The organism is Mucilaginibacter polytrichastri (assembly GCF_001911425.1).
Classification (GTDB): domain Bacteria; phylum Bacteroidota; class Bacteroidia; order Sphingobacteriales; family Sphingobacteriaceae; genus Mucilaginibacter; species Mucilaginibacter polytrichastri.
On record NZ_MPPL01000001.1, the window covers coordinates 2,746,277 to 2,763,469 of the forward strand.

Annotated in this window: 14 protein-coding genes, 1 pseudogene and 1 riboswitch; of the genes and pseudogenes, 13 read left to right on the plus strand and 2 right to left on the minus strand. The window is 43.6% G+C overall.

The genetic code is table 11. The features are described 5' to 3' along the window. From RG47T_RS25740 to RG47T_RS11740, 9 genes and pseudogenes are all read left to right on the plus strand, one after another. Positions 1-668, plus strand: a 668-nt coding sequence (locus tag RG47T_RS25740; protein ID WP_216351047.1) for a thrombospondin type 3 repeat-containing protein, incomplete at its 5' end; no start/stop codon positions are given. A 1-nt stretch (position 669) separates the two neighbouring features. Continuing rightward, entirely contained in the window at positions 670-1,446 is a 777-nt protein-coding gene (locus RG47T_RS11705) for a rhamnogalacturonan acetylesterase (RefSeq protein WP_074489638.1), read from the plus strand. Next, entirely contained in the window at positions 1,443-2,405 is a 963-nt protein-coding gene (locus RG47T_RS11710) for a pectinesterase family protein (RefSeq protein WP_074489639.1), read from the plus strand. The genes RG47T_RS11705 and RG47T_RS11710 overlap by 4 nt, the downstream gene beginning before the upstream one ends. A gap of 1 nt (position 2,406) precedes the next feature. Further along, on the plus strand, positions 2,407-3,378 hold the full coding sequence (locus RG47T_RS11715) for a pectinesterase family protein (RefSeq protein ID WP_074489640.1): 972 nt from the start codon (positions 2,407-2,409) through the stop codon (positions 3,376-3,378). A 2-nt stretch (positions 3,379-3,380) separates the two neighbouring features. After that, positions 3,381-4,403: pseudogene (locus RG47T_RS11720) on the plus strand (pectinesterase family protein). 154 nt (positions 4,404-4,557) lie between these two features. After that, positions 4,558-6,252: a glycoside hydrolase family 28 protein gene (locus RG47T_RS11725; protein WP_074493368.1), complete on the plus strand. Its 1,695-nt coding sequence runs from the start codon at positions 4,558-4,560 to the stop codon at positions 6,250-6,252. 1 nt (position 6,253) lies between these two features. Next, positions 6,254-8,167: a glycoside hydrolase family 88/105 protein gene (locus RG47T_RS11730; RefSeq protein ID WP_074489641.1), complete on the plus strand. Its 1,914-nt coding sequence runs from the start codon at positions 6,254-6,256 to the stop codon at positions 8,165-8,167. Between the two features lie 63 nt (positions 8,168-8,230). Beyond that, positions 8,231-9,739 carry a tagaturonate reductase gene (locus RG47T_RS11735; protein ID WP_074489642.1) on the plus strand — a complete coding sequence of 503 codons (1,509 nt, stop codon included), beginning with the start codon at positions 8,231-8,233 and terminating at the stop codon, positions 9,737-9,739. 4 nt (positions 9,740-9,743) lie between these two features. Next, positions 9,744-11,396 (plus strand): UxaA family hydrolase, encoded by a 1,653-nt coding sequence (locus RG47T_RS11740; protein WP_074489643.1) that lies wholly within the window; start codon positions 9,744-9,746, stop codon positions 11,394-11,396. A gap of 61 nt (positions 11,397-11,457) precedes the next feature. Here the strand turns inward: RG47T_RS11740 and uxaC are convergent, their stop codons facing one another. Beyond that, positions 11,458-12,858 (minus strand): glucuronate isomerase, encoded by a 1,401-nt coding sequence (gene uxaC, locus RG47T_RS11745; RefSeq protein ID WP_074489644.1) that lies wholly within the window; start codon positions 12,856-12,858, stop codon positions 11,458-11,460. Positions 12,859-13,120: 262 nt separating this feature from the next. Then, positions 13,121-13,224, plus strand: a riboswitch (TPP riboswitch). A 96-nt stretch (positions 13,225-13,320) separates the two neighbouring features. Between uxaC and RG47T_RS11750 the strand changes: the two genes are divergently transcribed. The 4 genes from RG47T_RS11750 to RG47T_RS11765 are packed head-to-tail and all read left to right on the plus strand — an operon-like array spanning position 13,321 to position 16,017. Continuing rightward, entirely contained in the window at positions 13,321-14,037 is a 717-nt protein-coding gene (locus tag RG47T_RS11750; RefSeq protein ID WP_074489645.1) for a class I SAM-dependent methyltransferase, read from the plus strand. Positions 14,038-14,047: 10 nt separating this feature from the next. Beyond that, positions 14,048-15,100 carry an AIR synthase family protein gene (locus RG47T_RS11755; RefSeq protein ID WP_074489646.1) on the plus strand — a complete coding sequence of 351 codons (1,053 nt, stop codon included), beginning with the start codon at positions 14,048-14,050 and terminating at the stop codon, positions 15,098-15,100. Continuing rightward, complete coding sequence (locus tag RG47T_RS11760) at positions 15,091-15,741, plus strand: thiamine phosphate synthase (RefSeq protein ID WP_245770811.1); 651 nt, start codon at positions 15,091-15,093, stop codon at positions 15,739-15,741. Before RG47T_RS11755 ends, RG47T_RS11760 begins: the two co-directional genes overlap by 10 nt. Positions 15,742-15,744: 3 nt before the next feature. After that, complete coding sequence (locus RG47T_RS11765) at positions 15,745-16,017, plus strand: Trm112 family protein (RefSeq protein WP_074489647.1); 273 nt, start codon at positions 15,745-15,747, stop codon at positions 16,015-16,017. Between the two features lie 114 nt (positions 16,018-16,131). On the opposite strand, the gene RG47T_RS11770 is transcribed toward RG47T_RS11765, so the two are convergent. Next, the coding region (locus tag RG47T_RS11770; protein ID WP_074489648.1) for a carboxypeptidase-like regulatory domain-containing protein at positions 16,132-17,193 on the minus strand (1,062 nt) is incomplete at its 5' end.

The following is a 17,193-nucleotide window of genomic DNA, read 5'->3' on the forward strand; positions in this document are numbered from 1 at the left end:
CCGAATCAGTACCCAATCCGGCTGATGAATACGTTGACTTCACCAACAACGTGATCTTTAACTGGGGTGGCAACAGCACTTATGGCGGCGAAAGGGGTAAATACAACATCATTAACAATTATTATAAACCCGGCCCTGCTACAGTTAAAACTTATAACCGCATTCTCAACCCCTGGGCACCATTCGGCCAATATTATTTAAGTGGTAATGTATTGGTAGGCAACCAAAAAGTTACAGCAAATAACTGGCTGGGTGTGCAAGGACAGAAAGATGAAGCACTAGGAATTGCTAAAATTGATACGCCGTTAAAAACACTGTCCATTCATGTACAAACAGCCGAAGATGCCTACCAGGCAGTATTACAAAAAGCCGGGGCCAATATATACCGCGACCCGGTTGACTTACGCACCTTGAATGATGTAGCCACCGGCACCGCCAAAGAAGGCAGCGAACACAATGGCATTATCGATTCGCAAAAAGATGTAGGCGGCTGGCCTGACTTGAAATCGCTACCCGCCCCTTTAGACACCGACCACGACGGCATACCCGATGCCTGGGAAAAGCAACACGGCCTTAGCCCTAATGACCCGACCGACGGTGCTGCTATACAACCAGATAAGCAATATACCAACCTCGAAGTTTACCTTAACAGCTTAGTTAAAGAATAACATGAAAACCCCTGCATCTAAAAAACACATCATCTGTAGTTTGGTATTAGCCGGATTAATTTTCGCCGCGTTTAAACTTCCGTCTAAGCATATTACCGTTTATATGATCGGCGATTCTACCATGTCTATCAAAGAAAAACGCGCTTATCCCGAAACCGGCTGGGGCATGCCTTTTGCCAATTTTTTCGATTCGACCATAACCATTGACAACCGCGCCAAGAACGGGCGTAGTACCAAATCATTCATCGCCGAAGGCCTGTGGCAACCCGTGGCAGATAACCTTAAAGAAGGCGATTACCTCTTCATCCAGTTTGGGCATAATGATGAAGTAAAAACCAAGGTAACTTACACGCCCGAAGATGATTTTAAAAAATACCTGCTCCAATTTGTAACCTTAGCACGTAGCAAAAACGCGATCCCTGTTTTAATTACCCCGGTTGCCCGCAGAAAGTTTGATGAGAATGGCAAGGTAGTGCCTATGCACCCTATTTATACTCCTTTGGTAAAACAAGTAGCCCAGGAGAACCATGTACTAATGATAGACCTGGACCAGAAAAGCCAGGACTTGTTACAGGAATTAGGCCCGGACAGATCTCAACTTTTATACAACTATTTGGTACCCGGAGAACACCCTAATTACCCCGATGGCAAACAAGATAACACCCACTTTAGCGAATTGGGCGCGCGAAGAATAGCCGAGTTGGTATTAGCTGATATTAGAACTTTACTCCCTGACTTAGCCGAACATATTATCAAACCAAAACCTGTTGCTAAATGAGGTTGTTTCTATTCATATCGCTGGGTTTACTTCTATCGGTAACTGCTTACAGCCAAAAGAGGCTTATTGTAGCGGCTGACGGAAGCGGCAATTATAAAACCATACAGCAGGCCATTAATGCCGTGGCCGATAGCAGCAAGCAAGTAACGGTGATCTATATTAAAAAAGGCATCTATAAAGAAAAGCTCATATTGCCTGCCACCAAGCTTAACGTTAAAATGATTGGCGAGGACAAGAGCAACACCATTATTACTTATGATGATTACCATGCCCGCAAGGACAGTACAGGTAAAGAAATAGGCACCAGCGGTTCGGCAAGTTTTTACATTTATGGTGCGGGGTTTTCCGCAGAAAATTTAACCATCCAAAATACAGCCGGATTAAATGCCGGCCAGGCTGTGGCCTTGTGGGTAGCGGGCGATCTGGCTTTTTTTAAAAATTGCCGCTTCCTGGGTTTTCAGGACACCTTGTACACTTTCGGGCCCGGTAGCCGCCAGCTTTATGTAGCTTGTTATATTGAAGGCACAGTCGATTTTATATTCGGTGCAGCTACGGCGTGGTTTCAAAACTGTACTATTTACTGCAAAAAAGGAGGCGGTTTTGTTACCGCAGCATCAACACCCGATAGTGTAAAATATGGTTATGTTTTTAAAAACTGCAACATAACCGGCGATGCACCGTCGCAAAGCTTTTACCTGGGCCGCCCCTGGCGGCCATATGCCAAAGTGGTGTATATTAATTGTGATCTTGGAACACAGATCATTGCCCAGGGCTGGGACTTCTGGCGTAAAGAAAGCAACAAAACCACAGCTTACTATGCGGAATACAAAAACACAGGCGACGGCTTTAAACCAGACGACAGAGTTAACTGGTCGCACCAGTTAACCGAGGCGGAAGCGAGCCTTTATACCATAAACAATGTACTAAAAGGGTGGAACCCTAACGCAACTATTAAATAAAATGAAGAAAATATTCCTGTTATTTTTATCTACATTATTATATGCAAACCTGCATGCGCAAAAACACATCACTGTTGCGCAAGATGGTAGCGGAGATTACAAAACCGTACAGGCAGCTTTTGATGCCATACCGTTTAAAAACAAAAAGCCTATTGAAATTTATATTAAGAAGGGCATTTACAAAGAGTTGCTTAACCTCGACTCTGGCAAAAACTTTGTAACGCTTAAAGGGGAAGATAAGGACAATACCATTCTTACTTTTAACAATCATATCGGCGTAGTAACAGCCAAAGGTGATACATTGAACACTTATACGTCGGCCTCGTTTTTTTTAAAAGCCGATAATTTCACTGCACGCAATATTACTTTCGAAAACAATGCGGGCTTTACTGCCGGGCAAGCTACAGCGGTGTTTGCACATGGCGACAAACTGCGCTTTTTCGATTGTATTTTCAAAGGCTTTCAGGATGTATTGTTTTGTAGCGGCGAGGGCTCAAATAGCAGGCAATATTACCAAAACTGTTATATCGAAGGCACTACCGATTTTATCTTCGGCCCGGCTGTTGCCGTATTTCAAAGCTGCCATATTCACAGTAAAAAAAACTCACATGTAACCGCAGCCTCAACCGACCCAAAGGAAACCTACGGCTTTGTGTTTTTTGATTGTACGTTAACAGCAGATACCAACCTCCACAATGTAAGCCTGGGCCGCCCATGGAAGCCTTATGGCAGTGTAACCTATATCCGTTGCAATATTGGCCGCCACATTATCCCCGCAGGATGGCACAACTGGAAAAATCCTGCCAATGAAAAAACAGCCCGCTATGCCGAATATAAAAGTACCGGGCCGGGTGCAAATCCATCGGCAAGGATATTATGGAGCAAACAGCTAACCGACAACGAGGTAAAGCAATACACGTTAAAAAATATTTTAGGAGGTAAAGATCACTGGAATCCATTACAGGATAAATAGACATGCGAAAATTATTGTTTGTTTTAGGGTGCTTAATCACCTTACAGGTAAAAGCCCAAATCGCTAGCTCTCCTACTGAACTAACGGTAGGGACTGACGGCTATAGTAATTACAGAACCATACAGGAAGCTGTAAATGCCGTGCGCGATCTTTCGCAAAAGCAGGTAATCATCCATATCAAAAAAGGCATTTACCACGAAAAGCTGGTGATCCCATCTTGGAAGACACATATCTCGCTCATTGGTGATGATGCAGCAAATACCATTATTACTAATAATGATTATTCGGGCAAGGCTTATCCGGGTGGAAAAGATGCTTTCGGTAAAGACAAGTTTAGCACGTACACATCTTACACCGTTTTTGTACAAGGCAATGATTTTGTAGCCAAAAACCTGACTATCGAGAATACTGCAGGCCGGGTTGGGCAAGCCGTTGCTTTACATGTAGAAGGCGATCGCTGCGTGATTAGATACTGCCGTTTATTAGGTAACCAGGATACGCTTTAAGCCGCTACCGGCAATAGTCGCCAGCTTTATGAGCGTTGTTATATCGAAGGCACTACCGACTTTATTTTCGGCGAAGCTACCGCGATATTCTCTTACTGCACCATTAAAAGTCTCGTCAATTCTTACATTACGGCAGCGGCTACAACACCGCAACAACAGTTCGGCTTTGTAATAGTCAATTGCAGGCTAATTGCAGATACCGGCGTTACCAAAGTTTATCTCGGCAGGCCCTGGCGGCCTTATGCCAAAACCGTGTATATCCATTGCGATTTAGGCAGCCATATTTTACCGGAGGGCTGGAACCCGTGGAAGGGTGATGCCATGTTCCCTGATAAAGAAAAAACAACCTACTACGCCGAGTATAACAATTACGGTAAAAGTGCAGCAAGTAATGATCGTGTTAGTTGGTCAAAACAGCTTTCAGCAAAAGAAGCGCAGGATTATGTCACACTACAAAATATATTGGCCGGACCGGATAAATGGAACCCTGGATTTAATATCTATGATGGTAATAAATAAACAGGGTGTTGGTATCCAAACCATGCAAACGTTTCCGGGAACGATTGCATAAATAATTATACCTGATAAATGTTTAAAGCGTAAAAAACTAACTAGAATTGCCTGAAATGTGTGTTTCGCACAGCCAAAAACCAAATTATCCGAAGAGATATTTATGAGTATATTTAATAAAGCCAGCATAAGTTTATTGTCGGCAACGTTGTTTTTTTTAAGCGTTTCGGCACAAAAAATACCTGCAAAAACCAAACCGGGGCTAAACCCTTTTGCAGGGATGGTATTACCGCAAACAAAGCAGCCGGTATTTAAAAAGGATACATTTAACATCGCCCGTTTTGGCGCTATTGGCAATGGCATTACATTAAATACAGCTGCAATAAATAACGCTGTTAACGCCTGTAATAAGGCTGGCGGCGGCGTAGTTTTGGTACCTACGGGTTTATGGCTTACCGGCCCTGTAGTACTTAAAAGCAATGTTAACCTACATATTAACCGCGATGCCATCCTGCTGTTTACTAAAGATTTTGATCAGTACCCTTTAATAGCAGGTAACTGGGAAGGCCTGCCATCGGTACGCAACCAGTCGCCTATTTCGGGTAAAAACCTGGTGAATGTTGCCATAACCGGCTCTGGTATTGTTGATGGAAACGGCGATGCATGGCGCATGGTTAAAAAAGACAAACTAACCGAAACCCAGTGGAAAAACCTGGTGGCTTCTGGTGGTTTGGTTAGTGAGGATAAAAAGACCTGGTACCCGTCAGAAAAATCATTAAAAGGTTCGCAAACCAAGCAAGCCGGTGTATTAGTGAATGGCAAAACCGTTAAAGACTATGAAGATATTAAAGATTTTTTGAGGCCGAACCTCGTGGTACTGGAAAGCTGTAAAAAAGTATTACTGGAGAGTGTTACCTTCCAAAATTCACCGGCATGGAACCTGCATCCTTTAATGTGCGAGGATGTTACGGTGCGAAACGTGCAGGTAAAAAACCCCTGGTATGCGCAAAACGGCGACGGGATAGACCTGGAATCATGCCGGAATGCATTGATAGAAAACAGCACATTTGATGTGGGCGATGATGGCATCTGCATCAAATCGGGCCGTGATGAGGAAGGCCGCAAGCGCGGTATCCCTACCGAAAACGTAATTGTGCGTAATTGTATCGTTTACCATGCGCATGGCGGCTTTGTTATCGGCAGTGAAATGTCGGGCGGGGCTAAGAATATTTTTGTATCCAACTGCTCTTTTATAGGTACAGACGTTGGCCTGCGTTTTAAAACAACCCGTGGCCGTGGCGGCGTGGTAGAAAAGATCTACATATCAGACATCAACATGAAAGGTATTGCAGGCGAAGCCCTGTTGTTCGATATGTATTACGAGGCCAAAGACCCTGTGCCCCTTGCAGGCGAAAACCGTGATGTACCCAAGCTTGAAACTTTTCCGATTACGGCCGCTACGCCGCAGTTTAAAGATTTCCATGTAAGTAATGTGGTATGTGACGGCGCCGCCAAAGCAGTTTTTATCCGCGGGTTACCCGAAATGAATATCGCAGATATTTACCTCAACAACATGGTGATTAAATCGAAAAAAGGCATTGAATGTATCGAGGCAACCGGTATTTACTTTAAAAATGTACAACTGGTAACTGGCAGTACAAACCCGGTAGTAAAGATCAATAACAGCGCTGCCATTACTTTTGACGGCCTGAAATATAATGCCGCCAGCGACTTGTTATTCGGTATCAGCGGAGAAAAAGCAAAAGCTATCCGGGTGAGCAATACTTCGGCAAGTGAAGCAAAAAACACTGTTGAGTTTACCGGTGGCGCTTCAGAAAAATCATTCATACTGAATTAAGATGAGGAAGATCATTTACATATTTCTACTGCTGATGATTGGTATTTGTGCTGTACAAGCACAGGAAAAGCCACTATCGCAACGCATGGCTGCAACCGCTATGACTTTGTGGAAAGACACCCTGCCATCGGGCAAATGGACTTATGACCATGGCGTTATATTAAAAGGTATTGAAGGTGTGTGGATGCAAACCGGCGACGGCCAATATTTCAAATACATCCAGCATTGTATGGATCAGTTTGTAACGGCAGATGGCAACATCAAAACCTACAAAGCCGAAGACTACAACCTAGACAATATATTATGCGGGCGTAATTTATTAACGCTTTATAAAGTAACAGGCAGCGAAAAATACTACAAAGCTGCTACCCTGCTACGCCGGCAATTAAAAGAACAGCCGCGTGTTACCGAGGGTGGTTTCTGGCATAAAAAGCGGTACCCCAACCAGATGTGGCTGGATGGCTTGTACATGGCCGAGCCCTTTTATACAGAATACGCCGCAATGGTTCATGACGATGCCGCGTTTGACGATATAGCCAATCAGTTTATCCTGATGGAAAAACAAGCCCGAGATCCTAAAACCGGACTCCTTTACCATGCCTGGGACCAAAGCCACCAGGAGCGCTGGGCAGATTCGAAAACAGGCCTATCTAAAAACTTTTGGGGCCGTGCCGATGGCTGGTATGCCATGGCTTTGGTTGATGTATTGGATAACTTCCCGGCCCAACACCCTAAACGGGCCCAGCTTGTGGCAATATTACAACGCCTGGCTGTTGCTATTAAGAAGTATCAAGACCCGCAATCGGGTTTATGGTATCAAATATTGGACAAAGCAAGCGCAAAGGGCAATTATCCTGAAGCATCAGTATCCAGCATGTTTGTTTACGCACTGGCTAAAGGGGTGCGCAAGGGCTATTTACCTGCTGCTTATTTATCCATTGCTCAACATGGCTATAAAGGCATCGTCAGCAACATGATTGAGAGTGATGCTAACGGCCAGGTTAACTTAAACGGCACCGTAAGCGTGGGTGGCTTAGGCGGCAAACCCTACAGGGACGGCACCTACGAGTATTATTTGAGCGAAAAAGTGATACCAAATGACCCCAAAGGGGTTGGCGCTTTTATCCTGGCCAGTGTTGAGGTTGAACGTATTACCCACGTGGATACAGGCAAGGGAAAGGTGGTTTTACTGGATAGTTATTTTAATAATGAGCACAAAACTGATGTAACAGGCAAGGTTATGCCCTTTCACTACAAATGGGATGAGTTGCCCAACAGCGGTTTTTCTTTTATGGGGCACTTATTTAACAATTACGGTATAAGCACACAGACACTTAATGAAGCGCCAACTGCTTTAAATCTCAAAAAAGCGGATATCTATATCATTGTAGATCCCGACATTCCAAAAGAAAACCCGGATGCTAAATACATAGAAACACCGCACATTAAGGCCATCAGCGAGTGGGTTAAAGCCGGGGGTGTATTGCTAATATTAAATAATGATACCGGCAATGCCGAATTTAAGCACCTTAATAGTTTGATGGCAAAATTCGGCATCCAGTTTAATGAGGATAGCCGCAACCACGTACAGGGAACTCAGTTTGAGCAGGCCGCCATTAGCATCCCGACAGACAATGCGATTTTTAAAACCGCAAAAAAAGTTTACGTCAAAGAAATCAGCACGCTAAAAGTTACTGCTCCGGCTAAAGCTTCTTTAACCGATAAAGGAGATGTAATTATCGCTACAGCAAAATATGGTAAAGGAACTGTTTTTGCCGTAGGCGACCCCTGGTTTTATAACGAATATGTAGATGGCCGCAAACTGCCTGCCGAATACCAGAATTACCAAGCCGCAACAGACCTGGTGCAATGGGCAGTAAAGCAAATACCTGTCACTAAAAAGAATAATGAATAACAAATATAAGCACCAATAAAAAATACCCCAAATGGGCATAATGCCCTTAATAACTAAATTGATATGATACTAACCCGATACAATCTTAAAAAAATCGACGCTACGGATCTGGTTGTGCCCGATGAAGATATTTTTGACCTTCCCGAAAAAGTGCTGCAATTTGGCACAGGTGTATTATTAAGAGGCCTGCCAGATTATTTTATAGACAAGGCAAACCGCGAGGGCATATTTAATGGCCGTATAGCCATTATAAAATCAACCGATGCCGGTTCGACAACTGAATTTGACCGACAAGATGGGCTTTATACCTTGTATATTAAAGGCGTAGCAAATGGTAAAGAGGTAAATGAACAGATCATTAATTCATCCATTAATCGCGTATTATCGGCTACAAAACACTGGGAAAGCATTTTAAAGGCGGCTCATAATCCACATTTACAGGTTATTATCTCCAATACTACCGAAGTGGGTATCCAACTGGTGCAGGACGATATTACCAGGTATCCACCAGTATCATTCCCCGGCAAATTATTAGCCCTGCTTTATGAGCGGTACAAAGCATTTGGCGGCAGTGACAAAAGCGGCCTGGTCATCATCCCAACCGAACTGATAGTAGATAATGGCAAAAAGTTGGAATCTATCGTATTGGAACTGGCCCATCTGAATAAACTGGAACCTGCCTTTATGGACTGGCTGGAAAGCTGCAATAATTTTTGCAACTCACTGGTAGACCGAATTGTACCCGGCAAACCGCAACCTGCACTCCAGGATAAGTTAGAAAAGCAATCGGGCTATGAGGATAACCTGCGCATTATTGCCGAACCGTATTGCCTTTGGGCTATTGAAGGTAATGAAAAGATCAAGTCTGTCTTATCATTTTCACAGGTGCATAGCGGCGTAGTTATTACACCAGATATAGAGATCTATCGCGAATTGAAACTACGTTTGCTAAATGGAACGCATACCCTATCGTGTGCAATTGCTTATTTATCAGGATTTAATACCGTAAAGGAGGCCATGGATAATCCGGCGTTTTCACATTTTCTGTTGAACATAATGTCGAAAGAAATTGCACCGGCTATCCCCTACGCTATTGCGGAGAAGGTAAAAGCCGAATTTATGCACCAGGTACTCGATCGTTTTCGCAACCCTAATATCGAGCATCAATGGATCAGTATCTCGGCACAATATTCTGCAAAACTTAAGCTACGCGTTTTGCCGTTATTACTTAATCATTATAAAAACACCAATACCGTACCCGAGAATTGCGCATTTGGGTTTGCTGCTTTCTTAAGATTTATGCAGATAGCACCCGATGGCAACGGCAACTATACCGGCCTTGCTAACGGCAAAAATTATGTAGTTACTGATAGCAATGCCGTATTGTTTTCAAGCGCGTGGAATAGCGGCAATGTTAAAACAGTAGTAAATAATATATTAAAAGACACTACACTCTGGGGCACAGACCTTACCCAACTAAAAGGCTTTAAAGAAGCCGTGACCCAAAAGCTGGAAAAAATAATGGATGTGGGCACATTGCAAATGCTACAGAATTTCGACCTAAAAAGTTAACCAAATGAGACAGTGGATATTGAAGGTACACCCGGCAGACAATGTGTTGGTTGCTTTAACAGACCTTAAACCCGGCGAAGAAGTTACCTACCAAGGCATCGCTTATCAACCTACAGAATTTATACCCGCTAAGCACAAATTTGCCATTAACAGTATACCTGCCGGTGCCGAAATTATGATGTATGGCGTATTGGTAGGCAAAGCCCAATTTAATATTGCAGCGGGTGGCTTGTTAAGTACCGCCAATGTAAAACATGCCGCCAATAGTTTTTTTTCCGAAGGTCATCAGTATCATTGGCATCAACCGGATATTACTAAATTTAGGTATAAGACATTTAATGGTTTCCACCGGGAAGACGGCAGTGTAGGTACCGCTAACTACTGGTTAATTGTACCTATGGTGTTTTGCGAGAACCGTAATGTAGAGGTATTGCAAGAAGCGTTAATTAAACCCCTGGGATACGGCAGAAAAAAATCATACGAATTGAAGGCACAAAACCTGATAGACAAGATTAGGGCCGGCGGAAGCATGGAAGAGATTTTATACACAGAGATAGAACCGCATACTACTGCATCTGCAAGTACCAAAGTATTCCCAAATATAGATGGCATTAAGTTTTTAAACCACACCGGCGGCTGCGGAGGTATCCGCCAGGATTCGATTACACTCTGCGGATTACTGGCCGGTTATATTACACACCCCAACGTTGCAGGTGCTACCGTATTGAGCCTGGGCTGCCAAAATGCACAGGTTAGTATTTTAGAAGAAGAAATTAAAAAGCGATCACCCGGTTTTAATAAGCCGCTTTACGTGCTCGATCAGCAAAAAACAGGTACCGAGGAAGATATGCTTGATAAAGCAATTCGCCAAACGCTGGCCGGATTGATACAGGCCAACCAAAATATACGCAAGCCAGCCCCATTAAGCAACCTGACCATTGGATTAGAATGCGGTGGCTCCGACGGATTCTCGGGCATATCCGCAAATCCGGCTATAGGCTACACATCAGATTTACTGGTAAGCTTAGGCGGCACAGTGATTTTGTCCGAATTTCCGGAACTGTGCGGCGTGGAGCAAAATATTGTTGACCGCTGCATTGACCCAGTCGATGCCGAACGCTTTACTGATCTGATCCGTACTTATAGCCAGCGGGCCGAAGAGGCAGGCTCAGGCTTCGACATGAACCCTTCTCCTGGTAATATTAAGGACGGCTTAATTACCGATGCCATCAAATCTGCAGGGGCGGCAAAAAAAGGCGGCACATCGCCGGTAGTTGATGTATTGGATTATCCCGAAAAGGTGACCAAGCCGGGCCTCAATTTATTATGCACGCCGGGCAACGATGTCGAATCTACCACTGCCGAGGTTGGCTCTGGCGCCAATATAGTTTTATTTACCACCGGCCTGGGCACGCCAACGGGTAACCCTATTGCACCGGTGGTTAAAATTGCCAGTAATACCACGCTTTACAAGCGGATGAACGATATTATCGACATCAACACAGGCACTATTATAGAAGGCGAAGAAACCATTGAACAAGCCGGCGAACGTATTTTAGAATACGTAATTAAAGTAGCCAGCGGCGAGATTGAGATAAGCGCAGTTAAGCATGGCCAGGACGATTTTATTCCCTGGAAACGTGGGGTTTCGTTATAAAAGATCGTTAATAAAAATGGTCTGCCAATACATAGCAGACCATTTTTATTTACTATCCTAATTAAAATTTAAAATACGCCTTCGCATTAAAATAGCAAATATCCTGAATGATCTTTCCGGTCCATTCCAGGTCGGCAGGTAACTCTCCGTTTTCAATATCTTCTGCCAATAGGTTACATAACAGGCGTCTGAAATACTCATGGCGCGGGTACGACATAAAGCTTCTCGAATCTGTAAGCATCCCAACTAACCGGCTCAATAAGCCCATGGATGACAGGGCATTTAGCTGCCTCGTCATACCGTCTTTTTGATCCAGAAACCACCAGGCCGAGCCAAACTGCACCTTGCCTGCAACAGACCCATCGTTATAATTACCCACCATGGTAGCCATCAGTTCGTTATCGGCCGGGTTTAAATTATATAAAATTGTTTTAGCCAGTTGATCGGTGCTGTCCAAGCGGTTCATAAACCTGGCAATGGATTGTGCCTGTTTAAAATCGCCTATCGAGTCGTAACCTGTATCCGGCCCCGAAAGCTGGTAAGCCCTAACATTATTATTACGCAATGCACCCAGATGGTATTGTTGTACCCAACCCTTTTCATGGTCCCATATGGCAAATTCATAAAGCATGGCCGATTTAAATTTCAATGCCTCTTCTGGTTGTAATATTTTACCGGCACGGATCTTCGCGAATACATTAACGATTTCTTCCTGCGTATAATTTTCGGCAAAAATTTGCTCCAGGCCATGGTCGGATACACAACAGCCATTTTCGGCAAAATAATCGTGCCTGCTTTTTAAAGCCTTTAGGTAATCGTTATAATCTCCAATGTGGATATTACTCACAGCTTCCAGTTCACTGATGTAAGCATTAAGCGCAACCACATCATCCGCATTCATGGCTTTATCCGGCCGGAAAGCCGGCAATACCTTTACCTGCCAGTCATTATCCCGGATGGTTTGGTGGTCTTTCAAATTATCAATGGGGTCATCTGTGGTACAAATTACCTCCACATTCATTTTGGCGATCAGGTTTTGTACACTGTAATCCGCAGTCTGCAGCTTCTCGGTACACTGTTCGTAAATACTTCGGGCTGTTTTGGGCGATAGGATATCATGGATATCAAAGTAGCGCTGCAGTTCGAGATGCGTCCAGTGGTACAACGGGTTCCGTAAGGTATAGGGTACGGTGGCCGCCCAGTTTTCAAACTTTTCCCAGTCAGATTTACCTCCCGTAATGTAATCTTCAGTAATTCCGTTGGTACGCATGGCGCGCCATTTATAATGATCGCCCCTGAGCCAAATATCGGTAAGGTTGCTAAAATTAATATTACCGGCAATTTGAGCAGGGTTAAGGTGGCAATGGTAATCTATAATGGGCATACCTGCTGCATAGGTATGATATAGGTGTTCTGCCGTTTTACTTTGAAGCAGAAAGTTTTGGTCTAAGAAATTTTTCATAAGGGTATTCAATCGAAAAGCCGGCCTTGCAAGCAACAATCTTCATCCGGCTTTATTATGTGTTTCATGCTTTATGCCGGTAAATGTAGCAGTGCAATAGGTGTTTACCAAGCCTTAGCAAATGATAATCTACGCAATCGTTTCCGAAAAGAAATGCAGCCATCATTCAGGATTATTCAGACTAAAATTTGCTACATAAAGTATAAACGGCATAAAAGCATTTTTTAAAACGTAGTTATTATTAAAATAACTACATTGCCGCCATACTTGCACGGGGTGCTTTTACCATTACGGTTAAAGGCTGAGATAATACCCGAGAAACCTGATACGGATAATACCGGCGTAGGGATGCATGGGTTCAGCATGTTTTGCAGCGCAGCTGTTTATTCATAGAGGCCTTGTTTCTGTACCGGTGTATTCCAGGATCAGTGACAAGGCCTTTTTAATTTAACAATTGAATAAATGGAGCAGAGAAAAAACAATTTTGGGCTGATGACCCAGGGCCTTACCAACTGGCAGGGGCGCAAAGAGTGGTTTTTTAACCGCGAACACACCGACACTTACGAGCAATGGTACGAAGGCCGTTATAAACGCGCTGAGGTATGGCAAAAAAAAGTAATGGGCCAATTACTAGGCAAAGACCCGCGTGTTAAAGAATTGCTGGAATTTGGCTGCGGTACTACCCGCTTTACCCGCTGGTGGCACGAAATAGGCATTGAAGCTACCGGTGGCGACCTCTCGCCCTTTATGCTGGGGCAGGCGGTACACCTGTTTAACGGTGACCTGGTTAATGCCGACTCGCACTTTATGCCGTTTAAAGACCACACCTTTGATGCGGTTGCCTTTATAACCACTTTTGAGTACTACCGCGACCCGGTGCAGGTAATACGTGAAGCTGCACGTGTGGGCAAACATGGCATCGCCTTTGGTATGATGAACAGAAACTCGCCCAAGGTTTTACGCAGGCGTGTGCAACAGCTTTTCGGTAAAAACCCCTTTTACGTTACAGCTACTTTTTACACACCCGCTATGCTGATATCAAAAATTGAGGAAGCACTGCAAGGCCGCCAGTATAGCCTGGAGTGGACCTGTACCGGCTTGCCCGAATGGTTCCCGGTGCAGCAATGGAGTGTGCCCGTGGGCGACTTTTTTGGGCTGTATGTTAAATTTTCAGATTAAACACTAAACTATGCCCCTATCAGGAAAAATCACCAATGGTGGTTTCGAGCAAATCATACTGCCACGCTGCGGCCATCCGCGAAGCGAAATAATAAGCGGGCCGGCTTTTGGGATAGATGTATCGCTCATTCATTTACCGGGAGGCTTGGGTTTGGCGCTTACCAGCGATCCATTGTCGTTAATACCTTCATTGGGTTTGCAGGAGTCGGCATGGTTATCCGTCCATTTAATGGCTAACGATATGGCAACCACCGGCTTTGCACCCATGTACACGCAAATGGTTTTAAACCTCCCCCCTACGCTAAGTGAGCAGGATTTTATTACCTATTGGGATTTCATTCATCAATACTGCAATACCATTGGTGTTGCTATTACCGGCGGCCATACAGGTAGCATTGAAGGCCAAAATTCTACCATAGCAGGCGGCGGCACTATGCTGCTAACGGCCCAGGCAAAAGATATTTTGCTGAGTAAATATGCCCGGGCAGGCGATGTAATTATCGTAACCAAAGAGTGTGCTTTATCTTCTGCGGCTATACTGGCTATGAGCTTTCCCGAAACCGTAAAAAACAAACTGGGGCCCGAGATTTATAACCGGGGCTGCGAACTGTTCTATCAAACGTCATCACTTAATGACGGTTTAATTGCCGCTGGTACAGTTACCCCCTATCATGAAGTAAGTGCGATGCACGATGTAACCGAAGGCGGCGTGCTGGGTGCTATTTATGAAATGGCCATAGCATCTGGTAACGGTATGGTAGTTGATAATGACCTATTACCACAAAGCGAAGTACAGCAAAGCATCTGTACTCTTTTTAATATCGACAGCCGCTTTTGCATTGGTGCAGGTGCTATGGTAATGGCAGCCAAGCCACAACATAGCGATAAAGTGCTGGCCCGTTTACAGCAAAACGGTATTAAAGCCACTGTAGTTGGCCAGTTTACACCTAAAGAACAAGGCTATCGATTAATAGAAAGCGGAATATCAAAAGAAATGCCTTATTACAGTAAAGACCCTTATTGGGCAGCTTTTTTAAACGCGTATAAAAACGGATGGAAATAATGGAACCCAACTATAAAATAATAGGTGGCATTTACCTGGTGCTTAACCCGGCCATGGAGCAAAGCTTATTATTAACCAAGCTGGCTTCGGCACTAAGCGCCGGGATACAAGTGGTACAAATTTGGAATAACTGGCCTGCCGGTGCCAACAAGTTAACCCTTGTTGAAGCTATAGCCACACTTTGCGATGCCCACCACATACCCGTGCTAATTAATGAAGAATGGCAGTTACTTACCCAAACAACGTTATTGCAAGGCGTACACTTTGACTGCATTCCCGAAAATATTGATGCGATAAGACGAAATATTGGCAGGCCGGTAATAACCGGCATTACCTGTTCGGGCGATTTGGAAACTGTAGAATGGGCCGAAGCTAATGGGTTGGATTATGTATCATTCTGCTCCATGTTTCCATCATCTTCGGCGGGCAGTTGCGCTATTGTAATGCCCACTACGGTACAAAAAGCCAGGGAAATAACATCGATGCCCATTTTTGTTTCCGGTGGTATTACGCCCGAAAATATCATTTCCTTAAAACAAGCTACTCCCTTTAACGGCGTGGCAGTTATCTCGGGCATACTAAGTGCCGATGATCCTAAACAAGCCGTTGAACTATACCAAGATGCTTTAAAAACTTCATAAAAAATGAGACTCAAAACTATTGAAAAACTATGCTGCCCGTTCGATAAGCAAAACCTTAACTTACAGGTACTGGTAAAGGATACCAACCAAAACATTATTGAAGGAGTTTTAAGCTGTGTGCATTGCCAGCGGAAATACCCTATTGTGTATGGCGTTCCCATTATGTCGCCCGACGAATACAGGCAGATACAACTGGAACAACCCATTATGGAACAATGGAAACTGGACTTTAACATTGGACATCCCGGAGCCATTGACCAACCCATTCAGGAATAGCAAACAGTTGATCCCGTTACACTTTGATCATATTAATTTGTTGATTTTTAATTGCGATTTCCCTCATTGCCTGCACAAAGCGGTCCGAATTTCAGGAAGGCTTACAGATGAACATCATGGCTTTGATATTTTCGAATCTAACGGTGTCAAATCAGCAATGTGCTCCCATGCCATGTGTCCTTTAAGTACCAATGCTCCAGGAGGATTATAATTGCCGCGAGAATCAATTAGGACATCATTGTCTAACAAGCTTATCATCGAATACTCGCCACTATCTATACTTGAACCATATGGCCGGCGAAGCATATAGCCGCTATTTTTATAATTAAAAGTTTCTCTATCATTTACAAATACGATAAAAAGTGATTTTTTAAATGTTAATACTTTGAAGTTATCATCGCCATCCCTGACTATTGAATCCAAAATAACCGGCTTAGCGTCAATTGTAATTCGTTTTTCATATCCTTCGTCATCTAATGGTGAATTAATGTCATAATCGGAAGAATAAATCCTAAAGCCCTGTCGATCAGAGTTATGATCATAAAGAGACTGTATAAAATTATATATTGAACCTGTGTAAGCATTGTACCTATTTTTCCTCCAGACTATCTCTTGTTTACTGTCTCTGGCTTTCAACTCCTCAAAAGACGGGTACCCCTGATATGACAATATGCCCGTGTTAGAATCGAATTTAAATTCATCCAGAAGATATTTAATTTTATAACCCAGGGCATCGTTTATTATTTCCAAAAAATCATCCGCTGTCGCGGTAATGATATTCTTACCTTTTTCCATGCGAAAATGAAGAACTTCCTTATTTATAATTCTACAACTACCAGCGTTTGGTGTACTACCTAAAAATCGTTTTTTAAACTCTTGGTAATGTTCTTCCCAATGAGCATCGCCAGTAATAACCACCTGTTGTAATTGTTGGGCCATCTCTTTTAGAATAAAGTTTTGCACTATTGCTTCATCTACAACATTTACAGAATAATTTGCTCTATCAAAGCCAATAAATTTGGCGACAATTAAATAGGAACCTGGTAAAAGGTTTTTAAATAGATATCGGCCATTCCTATCAGTTGAACTAATTAACTTTGTGCCTGATAAAAAAACTGTTGTTCCAGGTAAAGGTTCGCCGTTTCCATCTTTAACAATTCCACCGATACTAAGGGC

Coding starts and splice junctions, on each gene's coding strand:
- RG47T_RS11705 (WP_074489638.1), top strand. CDS start 670: ATGAAAACCCCTGCATCTAAAAAACACATCATCTGTAGTTTGGTATTA.
- RG47T_RS11710 (WP_074489639.1), top strand. CDS start 1,443: ATGAGGTTGTTTCTATTCATATCGCTGGGTTTACTTCTATCGGTAACT.
- RG47T_RS11715 (WP_074489640.1), top strand. CDS start 2,407: ATGAAGAAAATATTCCTGTTATTTTTATCTACATTATTATATGCAAAC.
- RG47T_RS11725 (WP_074493368.1), top strand. CDS start 4,558: ATGAGTATATTTAATAAAGCCAGCATAAGTTTATTGTCGGCAACGTTG.
- RG47T_RS11730 (WP_074489641.1), top strand. CDS start 6,254: ATGAGGAAGATCATTTACATATTTCTACTGCTGATGATTGGTATTTGT.
- RG47T_RS11735 (WP_074489642.1), top strand. CDS start 8,231: ATGATACTAACCCGATACAATCTTAAAAAAATCGACGCTACGGATCTG.
- RG47T_RS11740 (WP_074489643.1), top strand. CDS start 9,744: ATGAGACAGTGGATATTGAAGGTACACCCGGCAGACAATGTGTTGGTT.
- uxaC (WP_074489644.1), bottom strand. CDS start 12,858: ATGAAAAATTTCTTAGACCAAAACTTTCTGCTTCAAAGTAAAACGGCA.
- RG47T_RS11750 (WP_074489645.1), top strand. CDS start 13,321: ATGGAGCAGAGAAAAAACAATTTTGGGCTGATGACCCAGGGCCTTACC.
- RG47T_RS11755 (WP_074489646.1), top strand. CDS start 14,048: ATGCCCCTATCAGGAAAAATCACCAATGGTGGTTTCGAGCAAATCATA.
- RG47T_RS11760 (WP_245770811.1), top strand. CDS start 15,091: ATGGAAATAATGGAACCCAACTATAAAATAATAGGTGGCATTTACCTG.
- RG47T_RS11765 (WP_074489647.1), top strand. CDS start 15,745: ATGAGACTCAAAACTATTGAAAAACTATGCTGCCCGTTCGATAAGCAA.